At 62.2% G+C, this 24,630-nt stretch carries 27 protein-coding genes and 1 pseudogene; 12 read left to right on the forward strand and 16 right to left on the reverse strand.

Annotation, left to right across the window (positions count from 1 at the left end; translation table 11 throughout):
* Nucleotides 1–102 precede the first annotated feature (102 nt).
* The 4 genes and pseudogenes from GR197_RS05915 (at nt 103) to GR197_RS05930 (ending at nt 5,297) form a co-directional block, all read left to right on the forward strand.
* Nucleotides 103–2,775 carry an FtsK/SpoIIIE family DNA translocase gene (locus GR197_RS05915; protein ID WP_164007523.1) on the forward strand — a complete coding sequence of 891 codons (2,673 nt, stop codon included), beginning with the start codon at nt 103–105 and terminating at the stop codon, nt 2,773–2,775.
* Nucleotides 2,776–2,914: 139 nt separating this feature from the next.
* Nucleotides 2,915–3,583 (forward strand): outer membrane lipoprotein carrier protein LolA, encoded by a 669-nt coding sequence (locus GR197_RS05920; protein WP_164007525.1) that lies wholly within the window; start codon nt 2,915–2,917, stop codon nt 3,581–3,583.
* A gap of 125 nt (nt 3,584–3,708) precedes the next feature.
* Nucleotides 3,709–4,512 (forward strand): exodeoxyribonuclease III, encoded by an 804-nt coding sequence (locus tag GR197_RS05925; RefSeq protein ID WP_164007527.1) that lies wholly within the window; start codon nt 3,709–3,711, stop codon nt 4,510–4,512.
* A pseudogene (locus GR197_RS05930) lies at nt 4,512–5,297 on the forward strand (ATP-grasp domain-containing protein). Before GR197_RS05925 ends, GR197_RS05930 begins: the two are co-directional and overlap by 1 nt.
* 47 nt (nt 5,298–5,344) lie before the next feature.
* Here the strand turns inward: GR197_RS05930 and GR197_RS05935 are convergent.
* Entirely contained in the window at nt 5,345–5,800 is a 456-nt protein-coding gene (locus GR197_RS05935) for a cyclic nucleotide-binding domain-containing protein (RefSeq protein WP_164007529.1), read from the reverse strand.
* 113 nt (nt 5,801–5,913) lie between these two features.
* Entirely contained in the window at nt 5,914–6,597 is a 684-nt protein-coding gene (locus GR197_RS05940) for a response regulator transcription factor (protein ID WP_003582964.1), read from the reverse strand.
* A 166-nt stretch (nt 6,598–6,763) separates the two neighbouring features.
* Between GR197_RS05940 and GR197_RS05945 the strand changes: the two genes are divergently transcribed.
* The gene (locus tag GR197_RS05945) at nt 6,764–7,285 is read left to right on the forward strand and encodes a L,D-transpeptidase family protein (protein WP_164007531.1); all 522 of its coding nucleotides are present in this window, start codon (nt 6,764–6,766) and stop codon (nt 7,283–7,285) included.
* Between the two features lie 131 nt (nt 7,286–7,416).
* Nucleotides 7,417–8,247, forward strand: coding sequence for an aldo/keto reductase (locus tag GR197_RS05950; protein WP_164007533.1), 831 nt, complete (start codon nt 7,417–7,419; stop codon nt 8,245–8,247).
* Between the two features lie 107 nt (nt 8,248–8,354).
* On the opposite strand, the gene leuC is transcribed toward GR197_RS05950, so the two are convergent.
* From leuC to ffh, 10 genes are all read right to left on the reverse strand, one after another.
* Complete coding sequence (gene leuC, locus GR197_RS05955; protein WP_164007535.1) at nt 8,355–9,764, reverse strand: 3-isopropylmalate dehydratase large subunit; 1,410 nt, start codon at nt 9,762–9,764, stop codon at nt 8,355–8,357.
* Between the two features lie 75 nt (nt 9,765–9,839).
* On the reverse strand, nt 9,840–10,001 hold the full coding sequence (locus GR197_RS05960) for a hypothetical protein (RefSeq protein WP_007632413.1): 162 nt from the start codon (nt 9,999–10,001) through the stop codon (nt 9,840–9,842).
* A gap of 47 nt (nt 10,002–10,048) precedes the next feature.
* On the reverse strand, nt 10,049–10,861 hold the full coding sequence (locus tag GR197_RS05965) for an amino acid ABC transporter permease (RefSeq protein ID WP_164007537.1): 813 nt from the start codon (nt 10,859–10,861) through the stop codon (nt 10,049–10,051).
* 16 nt (nt 10,862–10,877) lie between these two features.
* Nucleotides 10,878–11,675, reverse strand: coding sequence for a basic amino acid ABC transporter substrate-binding protein (locus tag GR197_RS05970; RefSeq protein WP_164007539.1), 798 nt, complete (start codon nt 11,673–11,675; stop codon nt 10,878–10,880).
* Between the two features lie 181 nt (nt 11,676–11,856).
* Nucleotides 11,857–12,396, reverse strand: a complete 540-nt coding sequence (gene rplS / locus GR197_RS05975) for a 50S ribosomal protein L19 (protein ID WP_164007541.1) — start codon at nt 12,394–12,396, stop codon at nt 11,857–11,859.
* 222 nt (nt 12,397–12,618) lie between these two features.
* Entirely contained in the window at nt 12,619–13,311 is a 693-nt protein-coding gene (gene trmD / locus GR197_RS05980; protein WP_164007543.1) for a tRNA (guanosine(37)-N1)-methyltransferase TrmD, read from the reverse strand.
* Nucleotides 13,312–13,315: 4 nt separating this feature from the next.
* The gene (gene rimM / locus GR197_RS05985; protein WP_164007545.1) at nt 13,316–13,885 is read right to left on the reverse strand and encodes a ribosome maturation factor RimM; all 570 of its coding nucleotides are present in this window, start codon (nt 13,883–13,885) and stop codon (nt 13,316–13,318) included.
* A 115-nt stretch (nt 13,886–14,000) separates the two neighbouring features.
* The gene (gene rpsP / locus GR197_RS05990; RefSeq protein ID WP_164007547.1) at nt 14,001–14,372 is read right to left on the reverse strand and encodes a 30S ribosomal protein S16; all 372 of its coding nucleotides are present in this window, start codon (nt 14,370–14,372) and stop codon (nt 14,001–14,003) included.
* Nucleotides 14,373–14,417: 45 nt separating this feature from the next.
* Nucleotides 14,418–14,738 carry a chorismate mutase gene (locus GR197_RS05995; protein ID WP_003543666.1) on the reverse strand — a complete coding sequence of 107 codons (321 nt, stop codon included), beginning with the start codon at nt 14,736–14,738 and terminating at the stop codon, nt 14,418–14,420.
* Nucleotides 14,739–14,754: 16 nt separating this feature from the next.
* Entirely contained in the window at nt 14,755–16,341 is a 1,587-nt protein-coding gene (gene ffh, locus GR197_RS06000; RefSeq protein ID WP_164007549.1) for a signal recognition particle protein, read from the reverse strand.
* A gap of 423 nt (nt 16,342–16,764) precedes the next feature.
* On the opposite strand from ffh, the gene GR197_RS06005 reads away from it, so the two are divergent.
* The 6 genes from GR197_RS06005 (at nt 16,765) to GR197_RS06030 (ending at nt 22,153) form a co-directional block, all read left to right on the forward strand.
* A complete protein-coding gene (locus GR197_RS06005; protein WP_164007551.1) occupies nt 16,765–16,968 on the forward strand; it encodes a hypothetical protein in 204 nt (67 codons plus the stop codon).
* Between the two features lie 111 nt (nt 16,969–17,079).
* A complete protein-coding gene (gene dapF, locus GR197_RS06010; protein ID WP_164007553.1) occupies nt 17,080–17,985 on the forward strand; it encodes a diaminopimelate epimerase in 906 nt (301 codons plus the stop codon).
* A complete protein-coding gene (gene mtaB / locus GR197_RS06015; protein ID WP_164007556.1) occupies nt 17,982–19,256 on the forward strand; it encodes a tRNA (N(6)-L-threonylcarbamoyladenosine(37)-C(2))-methylthiotransferase MtaB in 1,275 nt (424 codons plus the stop codon). Before dapF ends, mtaB begins: the two co-directional genes overlap by 4 nt.
* Before the next feature lie 17 nt (nt 19,257–19,273).
* Nucleotides 19,274–20,848 (forward strand): signal recognition particle-docking protein FtsY, encoded by a 1,575-nt coding sequence (ftsY, locus tag GR197_RS06020; RefSeq protein WP_164007557.1) that lies wholly within the window; start codon nt 19,274–19,276, stop codon nt 20,846–20,848.
* A 76-nt stretch (nt 20,849–20,924) separates the two neighbouring features.
* Nucleotides 20,925–21,569 (forward strand): septation protein A, encoded by a 645-nt coding sequence (locus GR197_RS06025; RefSeq protein WP_164007559.1) that lies wholly within the window; start codon nt 20,925–20,927, stop codon nt 21,567–21,569.
* A complete protein-coding gene (locus tag GR197_RS06030; protein WP_164007561.1) occupies nt 21,566–22,153 on the forward strand; it encodes a DUF2585 family protein in 588 nt (195 codons plus the stop codon). The genes GR197_RS06025 and GR197_RS06030 overlap by 4 nt, the downstream gene beginning before the upstream one ends.
* 4 nt (nt 22,154–22,157) lie before the next feature.
* Here GR197_RS06030 and GR197_RS06035 read toward each other — a convergent pair whose 3' ends face one another.
* From GR197_RS06035 to ccmB, 4 genes are read right to left on the reverse strand one after another with little or no spacing between them, the layout of a single operon-like run.
* Nucleotides 22,158–22,769, reverse strand: a complete 612-nt coding sequence (locus tag GR197_RS06035) for a DsbE family thiol:disulfide interchange protein (RefSeq protein WP_164007563.1) — start codon at nt 22,767–22,769, stop codon at nt 22,158–22,160.
* Nucleotides 22,766–22,933, reverse strand: a complete 168-nt coding sequence (ccmD, locus tag GR197_RS06040) for a heme exporter protein CcmD (RefSeq protein WP_164007565.1) — start codon at nt 22,931–22,933, stop codon at nt 22,766–22,768. Before ccmD ends, GR197_RS06035 begins: the two co-directional genes overlap by 4 nt.
* A 3-nt stretch (nt 22,934–22,936) precedes the next feature.
* Nucleotides 22,937–23,698, reverse strand: coding sequence for a heme ABC transporter permease (locus tag GR197_RS06045; protein WP_164007566.1), 762 nt, complete (start codon nt 23,696–23,698; stop codon nt 22,937–22,939).
* 47 nt (nt 23,699–23,745) lie between these two features.
* Nucleotides 23,746–24,405, reverse strand: a complete 660-nt coding sequence (gene ccmB, locus GR197_RS06050) for a heme exporter protein CcmB (protein ID WP_164007568.1) — start codon at nt 24,403–24,405, stop codon at nt 23,746–23,748.
* Nucleotides 24,406–24,630 lie beyond the last annotated feature (225 nt).

Below are 24,630 nucleotides of genomic sequence, written 5' to 3' on the forward strand. Positions count from 1 at the left end.
AACATCGCTTTAACCCGGCTCTGATTAGGTGGAGCGGACGCATTTTGGCATGGCGAAGCTTCAGTGATTCGCATGCCCTCAGGCATTGGACGGGTTAGACACATGGCAAGAAGCACGTCGCCGGCGATGGATAGCCGTCCGGATCGGTTCTCCTTCTCGGCATTCATGCTGCGGCAGATCCAGGCACTCATCGGCTTTGCGATCTTTCTGCTATTGGCGCTCTGCGTCGCGGCGCTGGCGACATGGAACGTTGCCGATCCGAGCTATTCCTACGCCACTGCCAACCTGCCGACCAATATCCTCGGTTATAGCGGGGCTGCCTTTGCCGATATCGTCATGCAGTTCCTCGGCCTTGCCAGCGTCGTTTCGATGCTGCCGATCGTCGCCTGGGCGCTGGCGCTGATCTCGGGCCGCCGCTTCAGCCGCATCCCCGCTCGTGCCGGCGCCTGGCTTGCCGGTACGGTGCTGTCCTGCGCCGTGATCGGCTGTTTCCCGCCGCCGCTCACCTGGCCGATCCCGAACGGCATCGGCGGTGTCGTCGGCGATATGATCCTGCGTTTTCCCGCACTCTTCGTCGGCGCTTATCCCACCGGCACCTTCGCGATGGTCGTCGGCTGCATCTTTGCCGCACCGACCGCCTGGATGATGCTCTTTGCCTCGGGCATCGTCGGTCGTAGCGACGCCGAAGACGAGATCGAGGAAGATTACGTCGGGACGACAAGCAAGGTCCGCGTCGTCGGAGACGAGGACGAGGACGACGAGTCGCGCTGGGTCGCTCTCAGCGGTGCGATGACGCATGCCTGGTACATGAGCCAGGGGCGGCTGCGGCGGCTCTTCGGCATGGGGCCGCGTAAGCGGCGCCAGGGCGATTTCGAATCACCCTATGATTTCAACGATGACGAGTTCGGCAAACTGAACGAACCGGTCCGCGCCAAGGCGCCCACCGTCCGCGGCGAGCGCATGGAGCCGTCGATGGAGGCGCGAGCAGCTTCGCCGCGGCGTATCGTCTCTGCACCGTCGCTTTCCGTCGATGACGACGATGATGACGACGACGATCTGCCCTTCGATGCCGACATGCCGCCGCGTCCGGCCGATATCCTGCCCGATGATGATGACGACGACTGGATGATCCGTGCACCGGCAAAGGCCGCCGGCAAGCCGGAGCCGCGCGTCGTACCTTTGGTCTCGCGTCCGAAGCCCAGCGCCCGCATCGAGCGGGAGGCGCAGGGCTCATTCATCCGTCCCGAGGGTTTCCAGCTTCCCTCGATGCATCTGCTTGCCGAACCGAAGAATGTCGTGCGCGACTCGACGCTATCAGCCGATGCGCTGGAGCAGAACGCCCGCATGCTTGAAGGCGTGCTCGAGGATTTCGGCGTCAAGGGCGAGATCATCCACGTCCGTCCTGGCCCCGTCGTCACGCTCTATGAACTGGAGCCGGCGCCCGGCATCAAGTCGTCGCGCGTCATCGGCCTTGCCGACGATATCGCCCGCTCGATGAGCGCCATTGCCGCCCGCGTCGCCGTCGTGCCCGGCCGCAACGCGATCGGCATCGAATTGCCGAACCAGACGCGCGAGACCGTCTATCTGCGTGAACTTGTTGCCTCCAGGGATTTCGAAGGCAGCAAGGCGAAGCTCGCCATGGCGCTCGGCAAGACCATCGGCGGCGAAGCCGTCATCGCCGATCTCGCCAAGATGCCGCATCTGCTCGTCGCCGGCACCACCGGCTCCGGCAAGTCGGTTGCCATCAACACGATGATTCTGTCGCTGCTTTACCGCATGACGCCGGAACAGTGCCGGTTGATCATGATCGACCCGAAGATGCTCGAACTTTCGGTCTATGACGGCATCCCGCATCTGCTTTCACCCGTCGTCACCGATCCAAAGAAGGCCGTCGTCGCGCTCAAATGGACCGTGCGCGAGATGGAAGAGCGCTATAAGAAGATGTCGAAGATCGGCGTGCGCAACATCGACGGCTTCAACACCCGCGTCGAGCAGGCCTTGTCGAAGGGCGAGGCGATCTCGCGCACCGTGCAGACCGGCTTCGACCGTCACACCGGCGAGGCAATGTACGAGACCGAAGAATTCGATCTCAAGCCGATGCCCTATATCGTCGTCATCATCGACGAAATGGCCGACCTGATGATGGTCGCCGGCAAGGATATCGAAGGGGCCGTGCAACGGTTGGCGCAAATGGCGCGCGCGGCCGGCATCCACGTGATCATGGCGACGCAGCGCCCGTCGGTCGACGTCATCACCGGCACGATCAAGGCGAACTTCCCGACCCGAATCTCCTTCCAGGTCACCTCGAAGATCGACAGCCGCACCATTCTTGGCGAGCAGGGCGCCGAGCAGCTGCTCGGCATGGGCGACATGCTCTACATGGCGGGCGGCGGACGTATCCAGCGCGTGCACGGGCCGTTCGTCTCGGATGTCGAGGTGGAAGAGATCGTCTCCTACCTGAAGACCCAGGGCTCACCGCAGTATCTCGATGCGATCACCGCCGACGACGACGAGGATGGCGACTACGGCGGCGGTGGCCCGGCCGGCACGTCAAACCTCTCGGATTCGGAAGATCCCTACGATCAGGCGGTCGCCATCGTGCTGCGTGACGGCAAGGCCTCGACCTCATACGTCCAGCGCCGGCTCGGCATCGGCTACAACCGGGCCGCCTCGCTCATCGAGCGGATGGAGAAGGAAGGCATCATCGGGCCGGCCAATCATGCCGGTAAACGCGAGATTCTTGTTCCGACCGAGGGCGACATCCTCGACCGCTGAAATAATCGGCATATATTTCCAACAGGGCCGCTTTTGCGGAAACCTGACAGCGTCGAAGCCGTTACCTCTCGCGGGCCGATCGCTACGCCTTGAAGACGCCGCCTTTCGGCAGCATGCAGATCGCATAAAGGAGATTTAGATGAGTAACTCCGACCCCTTCCTCTCCGGCTTGACGGTAACGCGCCGCGATCTTCTCGGCGCCTTTGCCGTCGCTGCGATGGTGAGCGCCGTTCCCTTCGGTGCTTATGCGCAGGCGGCAGCTCCCGCCTCCGGCACTGCGCAGGCGATCGCCGACCATTTCTCCGGCGTCACGACGATGCAGGGCGAATTCGTGCAGTTCGGTCCGCGCGGCGAGCAGACCGGCGGCAAGTTCTTCATCCAGCGGCCCGGCAAACTGCGCTTCAATTATGACGACCCATCGCCGATGCGGGTGATCGCCGACGGCAAAAACGTCGCCATCGGCAATACGAAGCTGAAAACCTGGGACCTCTATCCGCTCTCGAAGACGCCGCTCAGCCTGCTCCTGGCGCAGCATATCGACCTGTCGGCCGGCATGGTGAAGCGCGTCAAGGAAGAGTCGGACCTGACGACGATCGCGCTCGGCAACAATACGGTGTTCGGCAGCTCGACCATCACCATGATGTTCGACCCGAAGACCTACGACCTGCGTCAGTGGACGATCACCGACAACCAGGGCAAGGACACGTCGGTGATGATCTTCAATGTCAAGACAGGCATGCAGTTCGACGATCGCGTGTTCCGCGTGCCCTATGAGAGCATTCCAGGCACGGCAGCCTCACGCGACTGAGGGTTTTCGGTTGATCGCCCGAGCCTTTTGCACGCGGCCGGTTCCCTCCCGTCCGCCTTTGTTCTAAAGCCCTTTCATGAAAGCACGCCGTCTCGACACCCGGCGTGCGGGAAAGGGCTGGGAATATGGGCTTTTCGATCACCACCTGGAACATCAATTCGGTGCGGCTGCGCATGCCGATCGTCGAGCAGCTGGTTCTCAAGCACAGGCCCGACATTCTCTGCCTGCAGGAAACCAAGGTGGCGAACGAGCTCTTTCCGGCCGCACCGCTGCGGGCGATGGGCTACGATCACATCATCATTCACGGCCAGAAAGGCTATCACGGCGTGGCGATCGCCTCGCGGATTCCGCTGACGGAGGATCACCGGCAGGATTATTGCGGTGTCGGCGATGCCCGCCACATTTCGGCGATCTTCGAGCACGGCAATCGCCGTGTCCGGCTGCACAATTTCTACGTTCCAGCCGGCGGCGACGAGCCGGATCGCACCATCAATCCGAAATTCGGCCACAAACTCGATTTCATCGAGGAGATGAAGCGGCTGAAAGCCAATGGTGAGAGCAACACCTCCGCCATCCTGGTCGGCGACCTGAACGTCGCGCCGCTGGAGCACGATGTCTGGTCGCACAAGCAGCTTCTGAAGATCGTCAGCCATACGCCTGTCGAAACCGACGGGCTGCTCGAGGTGATGAAGCGCGGCGGCTGGCTCGATCTCATGCGCCAGCATGTGCCGGAGAACGAGAAGCTCTATACTTGGTGGAGCTACCGAGCCAAGGATTGGGAGGCGGCCGATCGCGGCCGCCGTCTCGACCATATCTGGTCGTCGTCGGATCTCGGGCCGCATCTCCGGCGGATCGAGATCCTGAAGGAGGCGCGCGGCTGGGACCGGCCCTCGGACCATGTGCCGGTCACGGCGCATTTCGATTTCTGATGCAGTGGCTTCTCCAGGAGTTTGAAGACACCCATAAGCTGGCCGAGGCACTCGACCAGCTCGCGATCCCGTACACATGGCACAAGGTCGTTCCGTTCATCGGCGAGCTTATCCCCGAGCCTGTCGTTGCCGATCCTGGCGCAGTGGTCATGTTCGGCTCCTACTCGCTGTGGAGGAACGCCGAGGCGAATGGCTACTGGCCTGGTGTATTCAAGCTGCGCCCATTCGTTCAGGAAGAGATGTGACATCCCTATCTCCTCAACGGCGCTGATGCGCTGTTCCTGACGCTGCGCGACGTTCCCGCGCGTCTGACTGACGATGGAAGGGATTGGTTCCTGCGCCCTGTCGACGACAGCAAGGAGGAACCTGGCAAAGTGAAGTCGACAGGCGAGGTCATCCAAATGGCAGCGAGGGTTCTTGCGCTCGACGAGGATGAAATCCCGACCGGATCGCTTCGTCACGATACGCTGCTGATGTTCACCAAGCCTGTCCGCATCCTGCGCGAATGGCGTCTCTGGGCCGTCAACGATCGGATCGTCACCTATTCGCTCTACAAGGACGGATCGCGTGTCATCCACCGCCATGAGATCGATGACGATGTGCTCGAATTCGGGCAGCGCATGGTGGACATCAACCCCGGCTACTCACCGGCCTATGTCATCGATGTCTGCCGTACAGAAGAGGGGTTGAAGCTGCTTGAGACGAACTGTCTCAATGCCGCCGGGTTCAACGCCGCAGACCTTGTGAAGCTTGCGGCGGCGATCGACGGCCTTACCCGCGATTGAGCTTGCGCCTGATGGATGTGTTCGATCGAGTCCGGCGCTCCCGGGCTTCAGCTGAAGCGGTAGAACTGGCTTGCGGCCTTTGCCGCAAGTTCGGCGAGATTGTCGCGGATGCGGTTCTGGATCAGCAGGGCTGCGTCCGGATATTCCTCGATCAGCCGGTGGAAAAGGGCGCGGGTGATGCGGATGATGCCGGTGTCCTCGCGCGCCACCGCGGTGAACTTGCGCTCCACCAGCGTGACCAGCGCCAGTTCGGAAATCATCGTTCCGGGGCCGGCGATCCCCTCCGTCTTCTGTATGCCGTCGCTGCTTGCGGCGCTCAGCTCCAGGCTGCCGCTGAGGACGACATAGGCACTCTCGGCGGGCGAGCCCTGGCGAAACAGCATCTGGCCGGCGGCGATCATGCGCCGATCGGCGCCGAAGGCGATCAACCGCAGCTGATCCTCGTTCATGTCCCTGAACAAAGGAAGCTGCGCGAGCATGTGTATGTCGTCGGTCAGCGCCATGCGGGCTTTTCGCCTAAGAGCAATTCCAGCAAAAGCGCGTAGCGGCTTTGCTGGAATTGCGTGAAAACAGAGAGATAGAGCATTTCCGTGATTCGGAGAAAAATGAAAATGCTCTAGGGTATGATCTTGTAGCCGCCGTTTTCGGTAACGAGGATTTCGGCATTGGAGGGATCGCGCTCGATCTTCTGGCGCAGCCGGTAGACGTGGGTTTCCAGCGTATGCGTCGTCACGCCGGAATTATAGCCCCAGACCTCTTCGAGAAGCACGTCGCGGGTCACGACCTTCTGTTCGGCACGATAGAGGTAGCGGATGATCGCCGCCTCCTTTTCCGTCAGGCGGATCTTCTGGCCGTTGTCGGTGGTGAGCAGCTTCTGGCTCGGCTTGAAGAGGTAGGGGCCGACGGTGAAGGTGGCGTCCTCGCTCTGCTCGTGCTGGCGCAGCTGCACGCGAATGCGCGCGAGCAGCACGGCGAAGCGGAAGGGCTTGGTGACATAGTCGTTGGCGCCGGCTTCGAGGCCAAGGATCGTATCCGAATCGGTATCGTGGCCGGTCAGCATGATGATCGGCGCCTTGAAGCCGCCCTTGCGCAGCAGTTTCACCGCCTCGCGGCCATCCATATCGGGCAGGCCGACATCCATGATCAGCAGATCGACCGGTGTCGAGCGGGCGGTCGCAACACCCTTGCCGGCGTTGGCTTCCTGCAGAACCGAAAATTCCTCATACAGCGACAATTGCTCCGTCAGCGTCTGACGAAGGTCGTCGTCGTCATCCACCAGAAGAATGGTGCGTGCGGTCATGCCGTCTTGTCCTCGTGTTATCTTCCCTAGTCCTACGCCAAATTCCGGGTTTGGCAAGGATCGGGCGGCGGGCTGTTGCCGCACAGGTTTTCATATGATTTCAATGGGAGCCCCAGACAATGCAAGACATGCGAGAAAAATGGAAAAAACAAGGCGGAAGCCGGGGATGAAGCCGTCGACGATCGTGGTGCGTCCGGCGCCGGGGCGCAAAAGCCGGGCGATCGTCCGGCTCGGCGCCATCACCTTGCCCGCCGCGATCGGCCGCTCCGGCCGCACCGCCATCAAACGCGAGGGCGACGGCGCCACGCCGATCGCCTCGATGCGGCTGATATCCGGCTTTCGTCGCGGCGAGCGGAACGGCCGGCTCGTCACTTCGCTTCCCATCCGCCGCATCCGCGCCGACATGCTCTGGTGCGATCAGCCGGACAATGCCAGCTATAATCGCCTCGTCCGGGCGCCATTCGGCGCAAGCCACGAGGAGATGCGGCGCGGCGACGGGCTCTACGATATCTGCCTGGTGATGGACTGGAACATCTCTTCGCGGGCGCGCAATCGCGGTTCGGCGATCTTCTTCCATCTGATCCGGCCGGGCTACGAGCCGACGGCCGGCTGCGTGGCGGTCAGCCTGCGTGACATGCGCCGGCTTCTGCCGCATCTTCGGAAAGGGACGATTGTCCGGGTCTTCTGATTGTCTTCCGGATACGGCTGCCTATATGTTTCCGGTGACCGAGCGCTCAGGCTGAAATGCGCTCCGGGACGCCTAAAAGTGTGGGCGCAATTCATGCCTCGTCCAATTCTTCAAACTCCCGGAGATACATTGTGACCGCTCAACCCATCATCACTTTCCATGACGGACATTCCATTCCCCAGGTCGGCCTCGGCGTCTGGCAGACGCCGCAAGACATTGCCGCCCCGACGGTGCGCACCGCAATTGCCGCCGGCTATCGCCATATCGATACGGCGTCCGGCTACGACAACGAAGAGGGCGTCGGTGAAGGCATCCGCTCGTCCGGCCTCGACCGCAAGGATATCTTCGTCACCACCAAGCTTCGGAATACCGACCAGGGTTACGACAATGCGCTCAGCGCCTTCGACGGCAGCCTGAAGAAGCTCGGTTCCGACTATGTCGATCTCTATCTCATTCACTGGCCGTCGCCGCATCGCGGCCTCTACACCGAGACCTGGAAGGCTTTCGTGCGCATCCGCGAAGAGGGCCGCGCCCGCTCGATCGGCGTGTCGAATTTCTTCCCCGAACATCTGGAGCGCATCATCGGCGAAACCGGCGTCCTTCCGGTCATCAACCAGATCGAGCTGCATCCCGACTTCCAGCAGAAGGCTTCGCAGGCGGCGCACAAGAAGCTGAATATCGCCACCGAATCCTGGAGCCCACTCGGCCAGGGCAAGTTCATCTCGAACCCGGTTATCGGTGAGATCGCCGGCAAGCATCGGAAGACGCCGGCCCAGGTCATCATCCGCTGGCACCTCGACACCGGCCTCGTCGTCATCCCGAAGTCGGTGACGCCGTCGCGTATCGAGGAGAATTTCCAGGTATTCGACTTCAAGCTTGATGCCGATGACCTGGCGGCGATCGCCAAGCTCGACAGCGCCGGCGCCCGCATGGGACCGGACCCGATGACGGCAACCTTCTGATCGTCGTTTCGATCATTGCCAGCCGAGCTGCAGGATCAATAATTGACGAAGCCCACCGATGCGCTCGAGGCGCATCGGTGGGCTTTCAATTTCGGCCGTTTAGCGGATCAGTTCCAGTCGCGGATATCGACGAAGTGACCGGCGATTGCGGCGGCAGCGGCCATTGCCGGCGAGACGAGATGCGTGCGGCCCTTGAAGCCCTGACGGCCTTCGAAGTTGCGGTTCGAGGTCGAGGCGCAACGCTCGCCCGGCTTCAGGCGGTCGTCATTCATGGCAAGACACATCGAGCAGCCCGGCTCGCGCCAGTCGAAGCCGGCCGCCTTGAAGATCTTGTCGAGGCCTTCGGCTTCGGCCTGTTCCTTGACGAGGCCGGAGCCCGGAACGATCATTGCGTCGACGGTTGAAGCAACCGTCTTGCCTTCGACGACCTTGGCGACTTCGCGCAGATCCTCGATGCGGCCGTTGGTGCAGGAGCCGATGAAGACGCGATCGAGCGTGATGTCGGTCATCTTGGTGCCGGGCTTCAGACCCATATAGTCGAGGGCGCGCCATTTGGAGGTGCGCTTGGTCTCGTCCTGGATATCGTCGGGGTTCGGCACGATGCCCTGGACGGAGATGACGTCCTCGGGCGAGGAGCCCCAGGAGACGATCGGCGGCAGGCTGGCGGCATCGAGCACGACGACGCGGTCATAGTGAGCGCCTTCGTCGGTCTGCAGCGTCTTCCAGTAGGCGATCGCCTGTTCCAGCGCCTCGCCCTTCGGCGCGCGCGGCTTGCCCTTGATGTATTCGAAGGTCTTTTCGTCAGGGGCGATCAGGCCGGCGCGGGCGCCGCCTTCGATCGTCATGTTGCAGATGGTCATGCGGCCTTCCATCGACAGCGCGCGGATCGCTTCGCCGGCAAATTCGATGACGTGGCCGGTGCCGCCGGCGGTGCCGATTTCGCCGATGATGGCGAGGATGATGTCCTTGGCGGTGACGTGCGGCGGCAGCAGGCCGTCGACCCGCACCAGCATGTTCTTCGCCTTCTTCTGGATCAGCGTCTGGGTCGCCAGCACATGCTCGACCTCGGAGGTGCCGATGCCGTGCGCCAGCGCGCCGAAGGCGCCGTGCGTCGAGGTGTGGCTGTCACCACAGACGATGGTCATGCCGGGCAGGGTGAAGCCCTGTTCCGGACCGACGATGTGGACGATGCCCTGGCGCTTGTCGCTTGCCGAATAATATTCGACGCCGAATTCGGCGGCGTTGGTGGCCAGCGCTTCCACCTGGATGCGGCTTTCCTCGTTCTTGATGCCGAGATGGCGATCGGGCGAGGTCGGAACGTTATGGTCGACGACGGCGAGCGTCTTTTCCGGGGCGCGAACCTTGCGGCCGGTCATGCGCAGGCCTTCGAAAGCTTGCGGCGAGGTGACTTCGTGGACCAGATGGCGGTCGATGTAGAGAAGACAGGTGCCGTCTGCCTGTTCGTCGACCAGGTGATCGTCCCAGATCTTGTCGTAGAGGGTACGCGGTGCGCTCATGGCGTTAAGTCCGTTTTTTGGATGCTTTGGGAAATCGAGTAAAAAGCGGATCAGGCTCCGCCGGCCGTCGTTCGATCAACGAAGTCGGCTGCTAAGCGCACCGGAAACGCATGCAAAGAACCGCGCCGGCAGGCGATAGTGGTCCTGCAGCACGAAAATATGCGCGCCTGTGCATCTGAACTTGGATTCCATCGCCTGCATATAACGATTTTTCGCGGCGGCTTCAATTTGAATCATCAAAGAGCGTCCGCGGTCCCCTCAGCCGTGTCACGGCTGTCGATCGTTCACCGCGACTTCATCCACTTCTCCGTCCGCCGCAGCGCCAGCGACAGGCCGATCGTCAGGATCAGGTAGATATAGGTGACGATCGAATAGGTTTCGAAGAAGCGGAAGGAGCCGGCGGCATAGACCTTGCCCATCTGGGTGATGTCGGCGACGCCGAGCACGGAGACGAGCGATGAATCCTTCACCATCGAAACGAAATCGTTGGAAAGCGGCGGGAAGATCACCCGGATCGCCTGCGGGAAGACGACGGAACGGAAGCGCCGGTAGCGGGAAAGGCCGAGCGCCTTGGCCGCCTCGATCTGGCCGAGATCGACCGACTGGAAACCGGCCCGAAAGATCTCGGCGATGAAGGAGGAGTAACCGATCGTCAGGGCGATGATCGCCCGCCACATCAACGAGAGATCGCGCACCAGAATGGGCTCGGCCATGCCGGATGTCACCAGCGGCGAAATCAGGGCGTTATAGGAAGCAACCAGGGCCGGTGCACCGACGAAGGCGACGTAGAACAGGAGCACGAGGATCGGGATGCCGCGGATGATCTCGATGTAGAACCGGGCGATCTGGCGCAACACCGCGCTGTCGGCCATGCCGAGCAGGCAGATGCCGAGGCCGAGCACGGTGGCGAGCACGAAGGCGACCAGCGTGACGAAGACGGTGATGCCGACACCGTTGACGACGGTGCGGAAAACCTGGGCATAGATATCGTTGGCGACGATGACGGCAGCAAGGGCAATGCCGATCACGACAAGCGCGATCAGCCACCAGGGATAGTCGTCCTTGACGTGTCTGTCGGGAGATGGTCGCAAGGCCATCAGCAATGGCTCGGCGTCATTCGCCCATCTTGTAGTCGAGGAACCACTTCTTGTTCAGCGCATCCAGCGTGCCGTCGGCCTTGAGCGCAGCGATGGCAGCATTGACCGGGGCGACGAGATCGGAGCCCTTCGGGAAAATGAAGCCGAAATCCTCGGTGCCGAGCGGCTCGCCGATCAGTTTCAGGGCGCCGCCCGAGGCATCGACATAACCCTTGCCGGCAGTGCCGTCGGTCAGCACGACGTCGACGTCGCCGGCCTTCAGGGCCTGGACGGTGGCGCCGAAGGTTTCGAACAGCTTAATGCGCGGGTTCTGTTCGTTGCCGTCCAGCACTTCATAGACGGCGGTATAGAAAGGCGTCGTGCCGGGTTGCGCGCCGACCAGGCCATCCTTGAATGCGGCGAAGGATTTTCCATCGGTGAAACGCTTCTCGTCGCCGCGCACCAGCATGAACTGCTGCGAGCGCATATAGGGCTCGGAGAAATCCACCTTCTGCTTGCGGTCTTCCTTGATGGTAATGCCGGTCATGCCGATATTGTACTGGCCGTCGGAAACCGCCTGGATCATCGCGTCCCAGCTGGTGTTCTGATACTCCACCTTGAAATTCAGCCGCTTGGCGATCTCGTTCATCGCATCATATTCCCAGCCGATCGGCTTGCCGGATTTCGGATCGACGAATTGCAGCGGCGGATAGGCATTCTCGGTAACGACGACGACGCTCTTGCCGCCGAGATCGGGCAGCTCAGCGGCCATTGCGGCGAGCGGCAGAAGAGTAAGGGCGGCTAAGCCCGCAAGAACGGTGCGGCGAAACAACATTGATCGGTTCCCTAAAATTGAACGGCAAAAACTGTCATGGAAGATAGGTCCGAGGCAAGGCCGCCTGCTGCACGCCGAAGCAAAAAATAGAAAAAGGCGACCCGAAGGCCGCCTTTCCAAGCGAAGAATTTCGCTCCAAGCGAAGAAGTCTGCTTGAAGCAAAGACTGCGTCGCGCAGATGTTATTCTGCTGCCGGTTCCGCTGCGGCGGCGGCTGCTTCAGCAGCGGCCTTGGCTTCCGCTGCTTCTGCTGCTGCCTTCTCGGCGGCGAGCGCCTGGGCTGCTGCAACCTTTTCAGCTTCGATGCGTGCCTTTTCCTCGGCAATGGCGGCGCGCTCGGCGTCGTTGAGTTTACGGGCGCGGACGCCGGTGTCTTCAACGATACGGGCAGACTTGCCGCGACGGTCGCGCAGGTAATAAAGCTTGGCGCGACGGACCTTGCCGCGGCGAACGACGTCGACGCTTTCGATCATCGGCGAGTAAACCGGGAATACGCGCTCGACGCCTTCGCCGTAGGAGATCTTGCGGACCGTGAAGTTTTCCTGCAGGCCGCCGCCGGAGCGGGCGATGCAGACGCCTTCATAGGCCTGAACGCGGGTACGGGTGCCTTCCGTGACCTTCACGTTGACGCGAAGGGTGTCGCCCGGGGAAAATTCTGGAAGCGTGCGCTTGGCTTCGATCTTGGCGACCTGTTCGGCCTCAAGCTGCTGAATGATGTTCATCGTCTTAACCTTTGGTTCTTCTGAAACAGCCAGAGCGCTCGACACTGATCCTTTGGAACTGGCCTCGGGACTTTGCCCTTTCGGGCGGGAGCGGGTTCGCCATTCTTTGTTTGCTGGCAGACGGGGATAAACCCCATTTCCGCGTGCGCCAATACACCATAGCCCAGGGCTTGTCATCCCTCGCACGACATTTTTGTGAAAAAGGCCGCGAAATCAGCCGTTTTAGTCACTCTCAGCTTTTTCGAGCAGGTCCGGCCGTCGCTCCCGCGTCAGTCGCACCGCCTCCTGATGCCGCCATTTTTCAATGGCGCCGTGGTTGCCCGAGGTGAGAATGGCTGGGATTTCCCGGCCTTCCCAAGCCTGCGGCCGGGTATAGTGGGGATGTTCCAGCAGGCCACCTTCGAAGCTTTCGTGAAGGCCGGAGAGATCGTTGCCCATGACACCGGGCAGGATGCGGATGATCGCGTCGAGCACGATCAGCGCCGCCGGCTCGCCGCCTGAAAGCACGTAGTCGCCGATTGAGACCTCTTCCAGCCCACGCGCCTCGATCACCCGCTGGTCGACGCCCTCGAAGCGGCCGCAGACGATGATGACGCCGTCGCCTGAAGCAAGCTCGCGTACACGCTCCTGCGTCAGCGGTCGGCCGCGCGGGCTCATCAGCAGGCGCGGGCGGGTATCATTTTCTGCGGTGCTGTCGATCGCACGGGCGAGAACATCGGGTTTCAGCACCATGCCGGCGCCGCCGCCAGCCGGGGTGTCGTCGACGGTGCGGTGCCTGTCGGTGGCGAAGTCGCGGATCTGCACTGCATCCAGCGACCATTGCCCTCGTTCCATCGCCTTGCCGGCGAGCGAGAAGCCCAGGTGCCCCGGAAACATTTCCGGATAGAGTGTCAGCACGCTCGCCCGGAAGGCCATGGCGTTACTTCTTCTTTTTCGGCTTGTCGGCGGTGAATTTCGAAAGCTCTTCGGGATCGTCGACCAGCCCTGCCGCCATCGGATCGATCAGCAGCGTGCCGGCCTCGAGGTCGATTTCCAGCACCGAGGCTTCGGAAAAGGGGATCAGCACCGGACGTTTGCCCGGACCCTTGAGTTCTAGCAGGTCACCGCCGCCGAAATCGAAGACGCCGGTGACCGTGCCATAGCTGACACCCTTGTCGTCGCGTGCTTCGAGACCCTCGAGATCGGCATAGTAGAACTCGTCGTCCTCCAGCTCCTCGTCCGGCAGGTTGTCGCGCTCGATGTAGAGCTCAAGCCCATTCAGCGCCTCGGCGGCATTGCGGTCGTTGACGCCGCGGAAACGGACGACGACGACATTCTTCGTCTCGCGGATTTCGAGGACTTCGAAGCTGCGGCCATCCATGCTGTGCAGGTGGCCGTAATCGCCAAGTGAGCTCGGATCGGCCGTGTAGGCCTTGGCGCGCACCTCTCCCCGGAGGCCTTGCGCGCCACCGATCGTCGCCATCAGAACGGGGTTTTCAAGCTTTGTCATGGGTTCCTTCATGTGAAGCCGAAAGACAGGTTTCTCATAAACGAAGTGCGGACGATTGGAAACGAAAACGGGCGGCATGTCGCCATGCCGCCCGTTCGGTAAGGGACTGTCCCGATTATTCCGCGGCGTCGGCAGCAGCAGCGGCGGCGTCAGCAACCTTCTGAGCCTTTTCGGCGGCGCGTTCCTGGGCGCGCTTGCCAGGCTTTGCCTTGACCGGGTTGTTCTTGACTTCACGCTTGGCAACGCCGGCTTCATTGAGGAAGCGCAGAACGCGATCCGTCGGCTGGGCGCCTTGTTCGATCCAATGCTTGATGCGCTCGGCGTTCAGCTGAACGCGCTTTTCATCGTCCTTGGCAAGCATCGGGTTCCAGGAACCGAGGCTTTCGAGGAAGCGGCCGTCACGCGGGCTGCGCGCATCGGCGAGAACGACGTGGTAGTACGGGCGCTTCTTGGAGCCACCGCGGGCGAGACGAATTTTCAGTGCCATGTTCTTTACTCCTTAGGCTTTTCTTGATCGCCTGATCAGGCGGGGTTATCGGGCTGCGGCGCTTTGTTCAGCGTGATCCGCAGCGATCTGCTCATGATGCCGGATGACTTCCTTGATGACGAAGTTCAGGAACTTCTCGGCGAAATCCGGGTCCAGATTGGCAGCCTTCGCCAGCTGGCGAAGGCGTTCGATCTGGTATTCCTCGCGCGCCGGGTCGGCCGGCGGCAGATTGTATTTGGCCTTCAGCACGCCGACCTCTTTGGTGCAGCGGAAGCGTTCGGCCAGCATGTGCACGAGAGCGGCGTCGATGTTGTCGATCGACTGACGATAGCTCGCGAGCTGGGCTTTGACGTTTGGATCAATCATGGGGCAAGCGATCCTTTCACTTCTTCTTCGGCAATCCGGGCAATCCCGGGAAACCACCGCCAAGGCCCGGCAGCTTGGCGCCGCCGAGGCCCGGCATACCACCCGGCAGACCGCCGAGACCGGGCATACCCCCACCCGGCTTTCCAAGTCCCGCCGCTTCCGCCTGCTTCTGCAAGGCTTCGAGCTGCCGGGGATCGATGTTCGAGAGATCGGGCATGCCGCCACCGAAGCCGCCCATGCCGCCGCCAAGCCCCATCTTGCCGGCAAGGCCGCCCATCATCTGCTTCATCATGCCGCCTTTGCCCTTGCCGCCCATCATCTTCATCATGTCCGCCATCTGGCGGTGCATCTTCAGAAGCTTGTTGATGGCGGCGGCATCGGTGCCGGAGCCGGCGGCGATGCGCTTCTTGCGCGAATGCTTGAGCAGGTCGGGATTGGCGCGCTCGGCCTTGGTCATCGACTGGATGATGGCGATCTGGCGGCCGAAAAGCTTGTCGTCGAGGCCGGCTGCGGCCATCTTGTCCTTCATGCCAGACATGCCGGGCATCATCCCCATGATACCGCCCATGCCGCCCATCTTCTGCATCTGGCGCAGCTGGTCGGCGAGGTCGTCGAGGTCGAATTTGCCCTTGGCCATCTTGGCGGCCATGGCGGCCGCCTTCTCGGCGTCGATATTCTCGGCCGCGCGCTCGACGAGCGAAACGATGTCGCCCATGCCAAGGATGCGGTCGGCGATGCGGCGGGGATGGAACTCCTCGAGCTCGCTCATCTTCTCGCCGACGCCGATCAGCTTGATCGGCTTGCCGGTGACGGCGCGCATCGAAAGGGCGGCACCACCGCGGCCGTCGCCGTCCATGCGGGTCAGCACCAGGCCGGTGATGCCGACGCGCTCGTCGAAACTGCGAGCGAGGTTGACGGCGTCCTGACCGGTGAGGCTGTCGGCGACCAGCAGGATTTCATGCGGGTTCGAGCGCTTCTTGATGTCGGCCATCTCGGCCATCAACGGCTCGTCGATATGGGTGCGGCCGGCGGTATCGAGGATGACGACGTCATGACCGCCGAGCTTGGCGGCCTGGACGGCGCGGGTGGCGATATCGGTCGGCGACTGGCCTGATATGACAGGCAGCGTGTCGATATTGGCCTGGGCGCCGAGCTGGCGAAGCTGCTCCTGGGCTGCCGGACGGCGCGTGTCGAGCGACGCCATCAGCACTTTCTTCTTATCGCGCGTCGACAGGCGATGGGCGATCTTGGCGGTCGTCGTGGTCTTGCCGGAGCCCTGCAGGCCGACCATCATCACGACGACGGGGGCGGCCGCATGCAGGTCGATACCGACACCTTCGCCGCCCAGCATCTCGATCAGCTCGTCATGGACGATCTTGACGACCATCTGGCCTGGTTTGATCGACTTCAGGATCTCGGCGCCGACGGCCTTTTCACGCACGCGGTCGGTAAAGGAACGCACGACGTCGAGCGCGACGTCGGCCTCCAGCAACGCACGGCGAACCTCGCGCAGCGCTGCGGAAACATCGGCTTCCGAAAGCGCGCCACGGCCTGTCAGTCCATTCAGAATGGATCCAAGACGGTCCTGGAGGTTTTCAAACATCGGCTCTTCCTTGATACGTTTCGGGCGGTTCGATCTGCCCGGAAACGTCGTGCTTTTCCTTGACGAAAACAAGACGCAAAGCCAAAAAGCACCCGAGGGCGCATCGCGCTGTCGGGTGTTGACCTCCGGGATCTCAGGTCCCGGTCGGCGGCTCGGAGTCATGCGGCTCGTCGCGGATTAGGCGCGGTAAACAGGAAAGTCGCGCGAAAGTCAAGGCGGATGCGGACAAAAGACCGCATAGCGGGCGTTGTGCGAGTCTGCGCGGTCCGGGCACGGCCGGTTAGATTTACCGCTCACAGTCCAAATTCGTCATAGAGGCCAGTTGCAAATTATTGCGCTTGTGATTCTACTTTCTACTTAAGTGCGTCCTGTAAAATGATTCGTGAATATCCTTGATGCCGGATGAATCGGCGGAGATATTGAATGCTAAATGCTGATATTGAGAGCTGGGCGCTGGCGCGGGCCCATCATATTGTTCTGAACGAAGGCCTGAACCTTGCGAAGGCGGCACAGGATCTGGATCGCAAGCGGTCCCGCTCGCTGGTCTACGAGCTGAGAAAGGTCATCACCGCCGCCATCGTCGAAGCGCATGCGGCGTCTTTTGCTTCCGATGGTGTTGAGCGGTAAACCGGACTGCCTCGAAAGGGTGGCTGGCGGCAATGGCCGCGCGGCACTCACCCACTGGTAATTCCTTCGCATTTCCGCCATATACAGCGGAAACACGGACGGAATGATACTATGAGCGCAACGGTCGAATTCGCGAGGATGAACGGGCTTGGCAACAAGATCCTGGTCGTCGACATGCGCGGCCGGCCCGATAAGGTGACGCCTGCGGCGGCGGTCGCGCTCAATGCCGATCCGCAGACCGAATTCGATCAGATCATGGCGATCCATGATCCGAAGGCCGACGGCACCGATGCCTTCATCGACATCCTGAATTCCGACGGTTCGAAGGCGCAGGCCTGCGGCAACGGCACGCGTTGCGTGGTGCAGGCGCTGGCCGCCGAGACAGGCCGGAAGGCTTTTACCTTCCAGACGGTTGCCGGCATTCTCAACGCCGTCGAGCATGAGGACGGGACGATCTCCGTCGATATGGGTAAGCCGGTGTTCGATTGGAACAGGATCCCGCTGGCGGAAGAATTCCACGACACCAGCCGCATCGAACTGCAGATCGGCCCGATCGACAATCCGGTGTTGCATTCGCCCTCGGTGATGTCGATGGGCAATCCGCATGCAATCTTCTGGGTGGATCGGGACGTGATGTCCTACGATCTCGCCCGTTTCGGGCCGCTGCTCGAAAACCATCCAATGTTTCCCGAGCGCGCCAATATCACGCTGGCGCAGGTGACCTCGCCGACATCGGTGACGACGCGCACCTGGGAGCGCAGTGCGGGATTGACGCTTGCCTGCGGCTCGGCTGCCTGTTCTGCCGCCGTCAGCGCCGCACGCACCGGCCGCACCGGCCGCAAGGTGACGATCAACGTGGCGAGCGCCAAGCCGCCGGCTGCGCTTTCGATCGAATGGCGCGAGCGCGACGATCACGTGATCATGACCGGCCCGGCCGAATGGGAATGGTCGGGCAGTCTCGATCCCTCGACTGGTCTCTGGTCACGCGATGGTACCCGAGAGGCGGAGGCGCAGTGAGCGGCGTCGAGGTCATTACCTTTGGCTGCCGCCTCAACACCTATGAATCCGAAGTGATGAAGGCGCAGGCTGAGAAGGCTGGGCTTAATAACGCCGTCCTGGTCAATACGTGTGCGGTCACCGGCGAGGCCGTGCGTCAGGCGCGCCAGGCGATCCGTCGGGCGCGGCGCGACAATCCGCATGCCCGCATCATCGTCACCGGCTGCGCAGCACAGACTGAGAAAGAGACCTTTGCTGAAATGGCGGAGGTCGATGCCGTGCTCGGCAACGAGGAGAAGCTTGCGAGCGCCTCCTATCGCCGCCTGCCGGATTTCGGCGTTTCGGCCGAAGAGAAACTCCGTGTCAACGATATCATGAGCGTCAAGGCGACGGCGCCGCAGATGGTCAGGCACATCGACGGGCATGTGCGCGCCTTCATCCAGGTGCAGAACGGCTGCGACCACCGCTGCACCTTCTGCATCATCCCCTATGGCCGCGGCAATTCCCGCTCGGTGCCGATGGGCGCGGTCGTTGATCAGGCCCGCAAGCTCGCTGACAGCGGCTACTGCGAAATCGTGCTGACCGGCGTCGACGCAACCAGTTATGGCGACGATTTGCCGGGCGCGCCGACGCTCGGGCTTCTCGCCAAGACGCTGTTGAAGCAAATCCCCGAAATACGCCGCCTCAGGCTTTCCTCAATCGACAGCATCGAGGCCGATGCCCACCTGCTGGATCTCATCGCCGACGAGCCCCGCTTCATGCCGCATCTGCATCTGTCGCTGCAGCATGGCGACGACATGATCCTGAAGCGGATGAAGCGCCGGCACTCGCGCGCCGATGCGCTGCGTTTCATCGAAGACGTACGCCGGCTTCGCCCGGAGATGAGCTTTGGCGCCGATATGATCGCCGGCTTCCCGACGGAAACGGAAGAGATGTTCGGCAATGCCGTGCGGCTGGCCGAAGAGGCCGATATCGCGCATCTGCATGTCTTTCCCTACAGCCCACGCCCCGGCACGCCGGCCGCCCGCATGCCGCAACTCGACCGGTCGCTGGTCAAAGAACGCGCCGCCAGGCTGCGTGCCACTGGACATAGGCTCCATCAAGCCCATCTCGATGGCATGATCGGCAGCCGGCAATGGCTGCTTGTCGAAAACAGCGGCCTGGCGCATACGGAAAACTTCACGCTTGCCGCGGCACCCGGCCTTCGTCCCGGCGAACTTGTGCCGGCCACGATCACCGGCCACAATGGCAAGCACCTCGACATGCAATTGACGGCCGCCGCGGCGGCCTGACTTCTCACGGAATCCCCATGGCGCTCAGTTTCATCAAAAAGGTCTTCACCTTCGGCAAGGAAAAGCCGGCGGAAGAGCCCGTGCCTGATGCGGTGGCAAGGGAGCTTGAGCCGCGCTCGCGCGTCGAGGATCTGCCGGTTGCCGATGATCCGGTTCTTGCCGAGGAGATGGAGACGGGTGGTGGGCCGGCGGCGGATGTCGGTGAGGGTGAGATAGAGGAGCCTGTCGAGGCCGAAACGGACGTGTTGCTGCCGGCCGATCAGCTCGGCGATATGGGTGTCGTGCCGTTGTCGCTGCTGGAGGCCGAGGCGGAAGCGGAGGAAGATACCCCCCCTACCCTGCCGGGCGTCCCCCCCATAGGTGGGGGGACTGAGCAGTTGGATGCCGCTCGCCAGGCAGTGCATGTGGAGAGTGCGCCTGCAGATGTGGAGAATGAGCCGGCTGCTGCGGATGATGCCGTCAATGCGGCGGAAGAGATTGCCGCGAGTTTCCCCCCACCTGTGGGAGGGATGCTCGGCAGGGTAGGGGGGGAAGCCGCAGATCGCGCGCTATCGGTTGGAACGCCCCTGCCATCTGAGATGGAGCCAGCGCCAGCCGTTGAGCCGATTCTCCCGAAAGGCTTCGCAACCGGCCCGGCAATCGTCGCACCGGAACTCATTCTCCCGCCGCCGAAACTCAGCTGGTTCCAGCGGCTGCGCAACGGCCTTGCACGCACCTCCTCGCAGCTGACCGGTCAAATCACCGCGCTGTTCACCAAGCGCAAGCTTGATGACGAGACGCTGCAGGATCTCGAAGATCTGCTGATCCAGGCCGATCTCGGCGTCGAGACCGCATTGCGCGTCACCGACACGCTGGCGTCCGAGCGTTATGGCAAGGACGTCACCGGCGAGGATGTCAGCCGGATCATGGCGTCGGAAATCGCCAAGGTTTTGAAGCCAGTCGCCAAGCCGCTGCAGCTTGATCTCTCGCACAAGCCGCATGTCATCCTCGTGGTCGGCGTCAACGGCACCGGCAAAACGACGACGATCGGCAAGCTTGCGGCGAAGCTTTCCGGCGCCGGGCTGAAGGTGATGCTGGCTGCCGGCGATACCTTCCGCGCCGCGGCGATCGAGCAGTTGAAGATCTGGGCCGAGCGGACGAAATCCGAATTCATCGGCACCAAACTCGGCGCCGATGCCGCCGGCCTTGCCTATGACGCCTTCGAACAGGCGAAAGCAAAAAAATGCGACGTGCTGATCGTCGATACCGCCGGCCGGCTGCAGAACAAGGCCGAGCTGATGGCCGAGCTCGAGAAGATCGTGCGCGTGCTCGGCAAGCTCGATCCCGATGCGCCGCACACCGTGCTGCAGACGCTCGATGCGACGACGGGACAGAATGCGCTCAGCCAGGTTGAGATCTTCCGCAACGTCGCCGGCGTCAACGGGCTGATCATGACCAAGCTTGACGGCACGGCGCGCGGCGGCATTCTCGTTGCCATCTCGGCCAAGCACAAGCTGCCGGTCTATTTCATCGGCGTTGGCGAGGGCGTCGAGGATCTGGAACCGTTCGAGGCCGAGGATTTCGCTCACGCCATTGCCGGACTTCCCCAATGATGCCACAGATATGCCGCCGAAAGCCTGCAAGGCACGGGCGGCACAGGTTTTCAGGAATAGCAGGTTTGAAGAACGCATGAGCACCGAAAGCGATATCACCCCGACCCCGGCCGACCGGCATCATCCGCTGCTGAAGCTGGCGCTGGAACTCGGGCCGCTGCTGATCTTCTTCTTCGCCAATCTGCGCGGCCAGTGGCTGGTGGAGCGGTTTCCTGCTCTTTCGGAGCTGGGTGGTCCGCTGTTCGTCGCAACCGGGCTTTTCATGGCGGCGACGGCGATTTCGCTGATCGTTTCGAAGATCGTGCTCGGCCATCTGCCGATCATGCCGTTCGTCTCCGGCATCGTGGTGCTGATTTTCGGAGCGCTCGGTATCTACCTGCAGAACGAGACCTTCATCAAGATGAAGCCGACCATCGTCAACGCGCTCTTCGGGGTGGCGCTGCTTGGCGGGCTTGCCTTCGGCAGGTCGCTGCTCGGCTACGTCTTCAATGCCGCCTTCCAGCTCGATCCGGAGGGCTGGCGCAAGCTCACCATTCGCTGGGGCATCTTCTTCCTGTTTCTCGCCGTGCTGAACGAGGTCGTCTGGCGCAATTTCTCCGACGGCACCTGGGTCGCCTTCAAGGTCTGGGGCACGATGCCGATCACCATCATCTTCACGCTGGCGCAGATGCCGCTGGTGCTCAAACATAGCATCAACCTGGAAACGGACGGCGAGAAGTGAGCGCGGCAGACGTCGAATATCGGGCCAGACATCAGACCTTCTGGTTTGTCGCCTGCCTTGCTGTGCTGGTCGCCCAGATCGTCGCCGAATATATGATGGGCCGCGTGCCGATCTGCGCCTGCGGCTACGTCAAGTTATGGGAGGGCGGGGTCAATACCAGCGGCAATTCGCAGCACCTGTCGGATTGGTACACGCCGTCGCATATCATCCATGGCTTCCTGTTCTACGGGCTCGGCCATCTGATCCTGCGCCGCAAGCCGTTGGCGGCAAGGCTGCTGCTGGCGCTGTTCATCGAATCCGGCTGGGAACTATTAGAGAATTCGCCGCTGATCATCGATCGCTATCGTACGGCGACGATCGCGCTCGACTATTACGGCGATAGCATCCTGAATTCGGCGATGGATACCGTCTTCATGTGCATCGGTTTCTTCTTCGCAGCCCGTGCGCCGGTGGCGCTGACGGTTGCGATCGCCATCTTCTTCGAGATTTTCACCGGCTACATGATCCGCGACAACCTGACGCTGAACGTGGTTATGCTGATCTGGCCGGTGGAGGCGATCAAGGTCTGGCAGGGCGGCGCGTAAGCTCTTACGAAACCGGCTTCCCCAATGCTGCCTTTTCCATCGCCGGAAACAGCCCTTCCTTCAGGCTGATATCGTCGAAGGGGCCGACGCGTTTGTAGAGGATCGTGCCGTCAGGGCCGACGAGATAACTTTCCGGGATGCCGTAGACACCCCAGTCGATCGCTGCCTTGCCGTTCGGATCGATGCCGATCGCCTGATAGGGGTTGCCAAGCTCACCGAGGAAACGCACGGCGTTGTCGCTCTTGTCCTTGTAGTTGATGGCGACGATGTTCAGCCGTCCGTCTTTCGCCAGTTCTTTCAAAACAGGATGTTCATCCCGGCAAGGGATGCACCACGAGGCGAAGACGTTGACGAGTGTCAGCTTGCCCTTGATGGCCGCGTCGGTCAGCGCCGGCAGGTTGGTGCCGTCGAGCGGCGGCAGGTTCAGCGCCGGTGCCTTGGTGCCGATCAGGGCGGAGGGGATTTCGGCGATGTTCTTGCCGTGGAAATCCTGGTCGTAGAGCATCTTTGCGGCCGTCGCGGCAATGCCGCCGAAGACGATCAGCGGCACAAGCGCCAGCGCGTAGCGGCCAAGTCCGCGCGGTTTGGTGGTCGTGGTTTCAGGCGTTTCGCTCATTCGCCGTCCTTTGCGCGCGCCGAGCGGCGGCGAATGCCGGCGGCTTCGAGGGCTGCGAGTTCACGGCGGCGAGCCCGACCGTCAGCCCAGGTCCAGAGAGTGACGGCGACTGTCAGAAGTGCTGCAAAGCCGTAGGAGGCGTAAACGTAGAAGGCATGCGTCACCGGCTATTCCTCCCGGCTCGCCAGGCGGGCGGCAAGACGGCGCTGGGCGGCAATGCGGCGGCGCCAGATCTCGTTGCGCATCGCCATGATATGCAGCGTGAAGAAAAGCAGGGTAAAGGCGATCGCCATGACGAAGAGCGGGCGCAGGAATTCCGGATCGATCGCCGGACCATCGAGGCGCATCACGCTTGCCGATTGATGCAGCGTATTCCACCACTCGACCGAGAACTTGATGATCGGGATGTTGACGAAGCCGACGAGGATGAGCACGGCGCTGACACGTGCGGCTCTCGACGGATCGTCAATGGCGCGGCTGAGCGCAATCAGTCCGAGATACATCAGGAAGAGAACGAAAACCGAGGTCAGTCGCGCATCCCAGACCCACCAGGTGCCCCACATCGGCTTGCCCCAGAGCGAGCCGGTGACAAGCGCAAGCAGGGTAAAGGCGGCGCCGAGCGGCGCTGCGGCCTTGGCGGAAACGTCGGCCAGCGGATGGCGCCAGACCAGCGTGCCGATCGCTGAGACGCTCATGATCGTGTAGCACATCATCGCAAGCCAGGCGGCGGGCACATGGATGTACATGATGCGCACGGTTTCGCCCTGCTGGTAATCGCCTTCTGTGGAGAAGCTGAGATAGAGGCCGACCGCAAAAAAGAGGGCGGTAATGGCGGCCAGCCAGGGAATGACGCGCGCCGCCAGCGCCAAGAACCGGGTCGGGTTGGCGAGATCGCTGAATTTGCTGATGGCAAGGCTGGTTTGGCTCATGTTCGCTTCCTTACCGTGATCCGGCTTTTCCCGCAATCGGATGCCAATCAATCCGCCGTGTTTCGCAGCGCAAGAGCCGCGGCAGCCGGGCCGATGACCGCGAAGAATAGCGTCAGCGCGATCAGGATGAGAAAGGGCGGCAGGAACGGGGCGGGACCCTCGACGGCAGCATAGGTGGCGCTGACGCCGAAGATCAGCACGGGGATGGTCAGCGGCAACACGAGGATCGAGACCAGTAGGCCGCCGCGCGGCAATGCGACGGCGACAGCTGCGCCGACGGCGCCGATGAAGGTGATGGCGGGCGAACCGACAAGCAGCGTCAGCGCAGTCGCGCCGATCGCCGTCTCGTCCATGTTCATGAACAGGCCGAGCAGCGGCGAGGCGATGACCAGCGGCAGGCTGGTGGCGGTCCAGTGGGCGAAGCACTTGACGAGTACGGTGAGAACGAGCGGCGTGTCCTGGATCAGCATCAGGTCGAGCGATCCGTCGTCGCGCTCGGCCTGGAACAGTCGGTCGAGGCCAAGAAGGGCGGCGAGCAATGCGCCGATCCAGACGATGGCCGGGCCGATGCGCGAGAGCAGCTTGAGGTCAGGACCGACGCCGAAAGGGATGACGGCGACAATGGTCAGGAAGAACAGCACGCCGATCAGCGCGCCGCCGCCGGCGCGGATCGAGAGTTTGAGGTCGCGGAGGAAGAGGGCGATCATGCGGGGCGGCTCTGTGCATGCGCGGTGGATCGGGCGGCACCCCCCTCTGCCCTGCCGGGCATCTCCCCCACAAGGGGGGAGATCGGCCAGGGGCGTCCCCTTGCCCCAATCAAACGCCGCAGATGACCGCAGCCGCTTGGCGAGTGATCAAGATTTTGCGAAGCCAGTGCATCTTGCCGAACTCCCCCCTTGTGGGGGAGATGCCCGGCAGGGCAGAGGGGGGGT

Origin of the sequence: Rhizobium phaseoli (assembly GCF_010668805.1) — a bacterium.
Lineage (GTDB): Bacteria > Pseudomonadota > Alphaproteobacteria > Rhizobiales > Rhizobiaceae > Rhizobium > Rhizobium phaseoli_A.